The organism is Micromonospora sp. NPDC047753, from assembly GCF_040642735.1.
In the GTDB taxonomy this organism is placed as follows: domain Bacteria; phylum Actinomycetota; class Actinomycetes; order Mycobacteriales; family Micromonosporaceae; genus Micromonospora.
In genome coordinates this window covers 1-6,799 of sequence record NZ_JBEYSL010000377.1, presented here as the reverse complement: position 1 = coordinate 6,799, position 6,799 = coordinate 1, and the positions used below count along the sequence as shown (strand labels likewise).

The window sequence follows — 6,799 nt, the reverse complement described above, 5'->3', positions numbered from 1 at the left end:
CAACGCGAACCCGAGGGCGACTGGTGGGAGCGGAGCGCGGGCGCCGACCTGGCCAGGCTGCTTGACGGCCTCAACGCCGACAAGATCGCCTACCCCGAGTTGGTCGGTGAGCGGCACGCCGGGCAGTGGGCCCGGCTCACCCGACCGGCGGATCCGGCGCAGCGCCGTGACCAGGTCCGGCTCTGGGACGAGGTACGTGGGGCGAAGGAAACCCTGTCCCGGTCTTCTGTCGCCCCGGTCGCGGTGCCGGGAGTGGCCGAGACGATCCAGCTGACCCGGGCGGACGTCGAGCGGGTGGCCACGCCGCTGCTGCGCCGGGCGGTGCAGCGGGCCCGGGAGGTCATCGCCGCCGCCGGGCTGCGACCCGATCAGCTCGACGGGCTGTTCCTCGTGGGCGGGTCGTCACGGATCCCGCTGGTGGCCCGCATGCTCCACGCCGAGCTGGGGATCGCGCCGACGGTGCTGGACCAGCCCGAGTTGCCGGTGGCCGAGGGTGCCCTGACCGACCTGCCGCTGCGCAAGCCGCTCCCCGCCCCGGCGTACGCGGGACCGCCGCTCGCACCACCCGCGCCGGCTCCGGTGAGCCCGCCCGCGCCCCGTCCCGTGAGCCCGCCGATGGCGAACCCCGTCAGCCCGCCCGCCCCGGCCGGAGCCCCCGCGCCGGTCGTACCGTCGCAGCCCTGGCCGGGATCCACCCCGCCGGCAGGCCCGCCCCAGGGGCCGGGCCTGGTCGGCGCCACCCCGACCCCGCCGGCCGGCGCGACCCGCTGGCCTCGGGCGCGCTGGGTGGTGCTCGGCGCGGTGCTGGCCCTCGCCGGGGTGGCCACCGCGGCGACGCTCTACCTGACCCGGGACCGCTACCCGGATCTGGAGTTCGCCTCGCTGCGCGAGCTGTCCCGCCTGTCAGCCGGCGCCGAACGGCCGCTCGACATGTGGACTGCGGTGCTCGACGACCGGGCCTACCTGGCGTTTGCGCTGCCGGACGACCGGCTGGAGGTGGTGGCCGTCGACGCGGGCAACGGCCGCGAGTTGTGGCGCGAGCAGACCGACGTGCGGGCCAACGACTGGGAGGCGATCATCGCCGTCCCCGGGGCGGTCGCGGTCCTCGCCGACGCGCCGGGCGACGGCACCCCCCGACCGCTGGCCGTCCTCGACGGCCGCACCGGCGAGCAGCGCTGGCAACGCGTTCTGCGTGGTGACGACGACGTCTACTTCGCCGACGACACGGCGGTGCTGGTGGACCGGACCGCCGACGAACTGGTCGGTCTGCGCCTGACCAACGGCTCGGCGAAGTGGACCGAGCCCAACCCCCGCGGCCAGTACGCCGGCGGCCGTACCGTGGTCCGACCGGTCGGCACCGACGCGGCGGCGGGCGGGCCGGCCTTCCTCGACGGCACGCCCCGCAACCCGTGGACGAGCAAGGGGCGGCGACTCGTCCAGGTGGGTGCGGACCGGTCGGTGCGGCTGCTCGACATGGCATCCGGCGCCGTGCTGCGCCAGTGGGGCAGCGTCGCCGACCTCGACGATCTGGTGGTCGCCCACGAGGACCGCCTGTACGTGGCCGCCAACGAGGGTGGTTACCAGCTGCTCGCGTACGACCTGAACTCGGACGCCGAGCCGGTGGTGCTGCACCGCTCCGGCAACGACGAGTACCGCCCGAAGGAACTGGTGGCCTGCGGTGAGCGGCGAGCCTGCCTGTTGCAGGTGCCGAACAACGACGTCGCGCGCACCGAGGTGGTGGCGGTCACCGAGGGCGAGCGCATGAAGAGCTGGTCGGCGCCGGGCGTGACCGGTCTGGTTCCGTTGGGTGAGCAGGTGCTCGCCCAACGGGAGCTGCCGGAGCCGACCGTCGCCGTCTTCGACGCCGCCGGCAAGCCGGTGCTGCGGGACCGGGGCGGGGTGGCGGTCCGCCTGGACGCGGGCAACCTGCTGGTCTTCGCCAAGGCGCCCAGCGTGGTCGCTGACAACCGGGTGCTGGCCGGGGTGTGGGCCGAGTCCGGGGAGGTCGACGAGTTGGGTGAGCTGAAGGACGTGCGCAGCTCCTCCTGCTCGTGGAACACCCGCGTGATCGCCTGCGGCGCGGAGAAGGACTTCGTGCTGTACCGCTTCACCGACGACTGACCTCGACGGCCCACCGGCCGGCTCGTACGATGCTCCGGTGAATCTTCGAGGTACGGTCCGCGCCGATCGTCCGCTGGTGGTTCTTGCCGTGGGGGAGGAGGCCCGCTACCTGCCGCCCGAGCTGCCGGTCCTGCTCACCGGCATGGGCAAGGTGAACGCCGCCAGCGCGGTGGCCGCGGTGCTGGCCGCCGGGCCGCGCCCTGCCCTGCTGCTCAATCTGGGTACGGCGGGCGCGTTGCGCCCCGGGTTGGCCGGCATCCACGAGGTCGCCACAGTGCTCCAGCACGACCTGGACACCGATTTGCTGCGCACGCTCACCGGCGAGACCTACGGGGCGCCGCTGTCGTTGGCCGCCGAGGGCGCGGTGCTCGCGACCGGTGACACCTTCGTGGCCGACGACGCGGAGCGGGACCGGTTGGCGCAGCGCGCCGACCTGGTCGACATGGAGGGGTACGCGGTGGCGTGGGCCGCCGCGCAGGCCGGCGTACCGTGCCGGCTGGTCAAGCAGGTCAGCGACGAGGCGGGCGACGGCGCGGCCCGGAGCTGGCAGGAGTCGGTGGACGCGTGCGCCCGGGACCTCGCCGAGTGGGCCGCCCGACACGTCGCCTGAGTGAGCAGGGTCAGTCGCCGGATTGTCGAAACCGCAGGCCCGGCGTGGTCTCCCGGGCCGCTCCAGGGAGCAGGACGTGAGCGGCCAACCCCAGCGCCACGACCACGGTGACCAGCACCGGCGGCCAGTGGCCGGCCCAGGGCAGCACCAGCAGCGGCACGATCAGGCAGCTCATCCGCCGCCACGGCACGTTCGTCGACACGAGCAGGGTGAACAGCGCGCGGCCGACCACGAACAGGATCGGGCCGCCGATGATCAGCAGGAGCCACCGCGCCGGTGTCGTCCCGGTCGGCCGCGAGACGACCAGGTCGAACGCGGCCGCCGTGCCGACCACGCCGGCCAGCATCACCAGATGGGTGTACGGGGCCACCCGCGCCGGCCGGCCCGCCCTCGCCCCGGCTTCCAGCAACTCGCCGGCTCGGAAGACGTAGACCTGCCACATCAGCAGCATGAGGCCGAAGGCGCAGAACAACGCGGTGACCCGTACGCCGTCGAGATCGGTGCGGCTGACCCGCATGGTGGGCACCAGGATGATGTCGCCGAGGGCCAGGATCACGAACTGCTGGTACCGCTCGCCCAGGTGCCCGGTGGTCCGCTCGTACTGGTCGATCGGCACCCGGCCCAACCGGGGTGTCGGGTAGCGGGCCGCCGACGAGAGCAGGTCGATCGCGATGGCGATGGTCCAGAGCGGCCAGTTCACGTCGCCGGTCACCCCGCCGGTGATCCAGAAGACGCCCGACACCACGAACCAGAACAGGAACCGGGTGGCCCGGATCGTGGCCGCCCGGTGGCGCTGCCGGAGCAACGTCGTGATCAGGATGATCCCGCGAGAAATGTGCGTACCGACGTACGCGACCGCGAAGATCATCGCGTGCCCGTCGGTGATCATCGGCAGGGACGCCGCCATCCCCACCGAGCCGACCATGGCGATCATCAGGATGGCCTGGATGGGGCGTTGCTGCGGGTCGTAGAACTCGGTGGTGGTGGCGGTGACCGACCAGGTCCACCAGATGGCCGTCAACATCAGCAGCACCTTCGCGCCGCCGGACCAGGAAAGGTTCTCGGTCAACAGCGTCGAGGTCAGCGCGAGGGCCGCCACGAAGACCACGTCGAAGAGCAACTCCAGCAACGTGGCCCGGGTCGACCCGTCCGGCCGGCGTACCAGTGCCGCGGTGCCTCCGGTACTCATGCCCGGCCTCCCGCCGTGTCTTAAGAGGATTATCGGCGGTGCCGGCGCGGCCCGTCCCCGGATCGGCGATTCCCGCCGGTCGGGGAAGCGGGCGGCCGAAGGTTGCCAGGGCGTCGGAGGCCGGGCGATGCTTGACTGCATCCATTAATCTCGATCTCTCCGGAGGTTCGGATGCGCCGCTCCCCGCTGGTCGCCCTCGTCCTGACCGCCCTGCTGCTCGTCGCTCCTGGCGCGGCGCAGGCCGCCGTCCCCGACCGGGCCGCCGCGCCCGCCGCCGACCCGACGGCCACGCTGACCGGGGTACGCACCGCGGGCACCGCCTGGGGTCTCGACCCCGCCACCGGTCGGATGACCCTCACCGTCGACGACACAGTGGCCCCCAGCGAGGTGGCCGCGCTGCGGTTGGTGACCGACCGGGCCGGCGTGCTGCTGCGCCGCGAACCCGGAACCCTGCGCCCGCTGATCGCCGGCGGGCAGGGCATCTACGGCAGCGGCGCGCGCTGCTCGCTCGGCGCGAACGCGCGCAGCGGCAGCACCTACTACGTGATCACCGCCGGGCACTGCACCACCACCGCCGCCACCTGGTACACCGACAGCGCCCAGACCACGGTGCTCGGCACCCGCACCGCAACCAGCTACCCCACCAACGACTACGGGCTGATCCGCTACACCGGCCGGATCGCCCACCCGAGCGCGGTCTACACCTACCCCGGCCTGCTGACCATCAATGGCCCCGGCAGCGCGTACATCGGTCAGGCGGTGTGCCGCAGCGGCAGCACGACCGGCGTGCGCTGCGGCACCGTCACCGGTCTCAACCAGACCGTCAACTACGCCACCGGCGTGATCTACGGCCTGATCCGCACCAACATCTGCGCCGAACCGGGGGACAGCGGGGGACCGCTCTACGTGGCCTCCACCGGCAGGATCCTCGGCATCCTCTCCGGCGGCACCGGTAACTGCACGGCCGGCGGCACCACCTACTACCAGCCGATCGCGGAGGTGTTGGCCGCGTACGGGTTGACGTTGCCCTGACCAGCGGGACACCGCTTGCCCGTCCCGCGTGGGACACCTAGGCTCGGCGACGCCCAGCACCCCCGCCGCGAGGATGTGTGCCCGATGCCGACCGCCCCCCGACCTGACCAGCCGAGTGTCCCGGCCGGCCTTCCGTCGATCGAGGTGGCAGCGGTAGGGGAGACGATGGTGGTGCTCTGCCCCGCGCCGGGTGAGCCGCTGGAGCGCGCCGAGCGGGTCGCCGTCTCGGTCGGCGGGGCCGAGTCCAACGTGGCCGGTTACCTGGCCCACCTGGGCCACGTGACGACCTGGGTGAGCCGGGTCGGCGACGACCCTTTCGGTCGGGCCGTCGTCCGGCACGTCGCCGCCGCCGGCGTCCGCGTCGACCAGGTCTGCGTGGACCCGACCGCCCCCACCGGCCTGTACGTCAAGGACCCCGGCCCGGAGGGGACCACCGTGCACTACTACCGGGCCGGTTCGGCGGCCGCCCGGATGGACCCCGCCACGCTGGCCGACCCGGCGCTGGCCGGTGCCCGGGTGCTGCACCTGTCCGGAATCACCCCGGCGCTCTCCGCGTCCTGCCGGGCGCTTGTCGAGCACGCGGTGACCGACCGGCCGTTGGCGCAGGCGTTGGTCAGCTTCGACGTCAACCACCGGGCCCGACTGTGGTCCGCCGAGCAGGCCGCACCGGTGCTGCGCGACCTCGCCAACCGCTGCGACCTCGTCTTCGTCGGGCAGGACGAGGCGGAGACCCTCTGGGGCACCACCGACCCGACCGCCGTACGCGAGTTGTTGCCCGATCCGCAGACGGTGGTGGTCAAGGACGGCGCGGTGGGCGCCACCGCACTGGTCCGTGACGCCGAACCGGTCTTCGTGCCCGCGCCCCGGGTGACAGTGGTGGAGCCGGTCGGCGCCGGAGACGCGTTCGCCGCCGGTTACCTCGCCGGGCTGCTACGCGGCCTCGACCCGGTGCGGCGGCTGCGCCTCGGCCACCTCGTCGCCGCCCAGGCGTTGACGAGCAGCGGCGACAACGCCCCCGTACCGCCGTGGACCTGGTTCGAGAAACTCATCGGCGCCCCCGCCGACGCCTGGTCGCCGCTCGACCTGACCGACCCGGGGGCGACGACCTGAGCCGGGCCGCCGGGTTGCGACCCGACCAGCAGCAACAGTCCCACCGCGACATCGGATGGAGTGCACCATGACCACACCGGACTTCGATCACATCTTCGGCGGCGCCCGGGTGATGGCGATCCTGCGCGGCCTGCCGGTCGCCGAGACCGTTCGGCTCGCCGAGCGCGCCTGGGACCTCGGCATCGACGTGGTGGAGGTTCCGGTGGCCACCGCCGACGCGGTGCCGGCGCTGCGGGCCGCCGTCGAGGCGGGGGCCGAGCGCGACCGGATCGTCGGTGCCGGCACCGTGCTCGACGTCGAACAGGTCGCCGCGGCGGCCGACGCGGGCGCCCGGTTCACCGTCGCGCCCGGCCTGGACCTCGCGGTCGCCGACGCCGCCGCCGCACGTGGCCTGCCGCACCTGCCCGGCGTGGCCACCCCGACCGAGGCCCAGCAGGCACTGCGGCACGGCCTCACCTGGCTCAAGGCGTTCCCCGCGATCGCCCTCGGGCCGGCCTGGTTCAAGGCCGTCGCCGGCCCGCTGCCGCAGTTGCGCTTCGTCGCCACCGGCGGCCTGGACGCCAGCAACGCCGGCGCGTTCCTGCAAGCTGGCGTACGCGTGGTGGCCGTCGGCTCCGCCCTCTCCGACCCCACCCAGCTAGACGCCCTAGCCAAGCTAACCCGCCCCTGACCCCCTGCTCCCGCCCCCCTTCCGCCCTCCCGCCCCCCTCCCGCCCGCCCTCCCGCCCTCCCTCCCG

At 73.7% G+C, this 6,799-nt stretch carries 6 protein-coding genes; 5 read left to right on the top strand and 1 reads right to left on the bottom strand.

What is annotated here, in order from left to right:
- Together ABZ749_RS25935 and ABZ749_RS25930 are read left to right on the top strand one after the other, a co-directional pair.
- Nucleotides 1-2,121: Hsp70 family protein (locus ABZ749_RS25935; RefSeq protein WP_357232283.1), on the top strand; the 2,121-nt coding region annotated here is incomplete at its 5' end.
- A gap of 37 nt (nucleotides 2,122-2,158) precedes the next feature.
- Nucleotides 2,159-2,731: a nucleosidase gene (locus ABZ749_RS25930; RefSeq protein ID WP_357232280.1), complete on the top strand. Its 573-nt coding sequence runs from the start codon at nucleotides 2,159-2,161 to the stop codon at nucleotides 2,729-2,731.
- A gap of 10 nt (nucleotides 2,732-2,741) precedes the next feature.
- Here ABZ749_RS25930 and ABZ749_RS25925 read toward each other — a convergent pair whose 3' ends face one another.
- Nucleotides 2,742-3,920 carry a low temperature requirement protein A gene (locus tag ABZ749_RS25925; RefSeq protein WP_357232277.1) on the bottom strand — a complete coding sequence of 393 codons (1,179 nt, stop codon included), beginning with the start codon at nucleotides 3,918-3,920 and terminating at the stop codon, nucleotides 2,742-2,744.
- Nucleotides 3,921-4,091: 171 nt separating this feature from the next.
- Here ABZ749_RS25925 and ABZ749_RS25920 point away from each other — a divergent pair, with 171 nt between their 5' ends.
- The 3 genes from ABZ749_RS25920 to ABZ749_RS25910 all read left to right on the top strand — a co-directional run bounded on the left by ABZ749_RS25920 (nucleotide 4,092) and on the right by ABZ749_RS25910 (nucleotide 6,732).
- Nucleotides 4,092-4,952 carry a S1 family peptidase gene (locus tag ABZ749_RS25920; RefSeq protein ID WP_357232274.1) on the top strand — a complete coding sequence of 287 codons (861 nt, stop codon included), beginning with the start codon at nucleotides 4,092-4,094 and terminating at the stop codon, nucleotides 4,950-4,952.
- Between the two features lie 84 nt (nucleotides 4,953-5,036).
- Nucleotides 5,037-6,062: a sugar kinase gene (locus ABZ749_RS25915; RefSeq protein WP_357232271.1), complete on the top strand. Its 1,026-nt coding sequence runs from the start codon at nucleotides 5,037-5,039 to the stop codon at nucleotides 6,060-6,062.
- 67 nt (nucleotides 6,063-6,129) lie between these two features.
- Nucleotides 6,130-6,732: a bifunctional 4-hydroxy-2-oxoglutarate aldolase/2-dehydro-3-deoxy-phosphogluconate aldolase gene (locus ABZ749_RS25910; protein ID WP_357232268.1), complete on the top strand. Its 603-nt coding sequence runs from the start codon at nucleotides 6,130-6,132 to the stop codon at nucleotides 6,730-6,732.
- Nucleotides 6,733-6,799 lie beyond the last annotated feature (67 nt).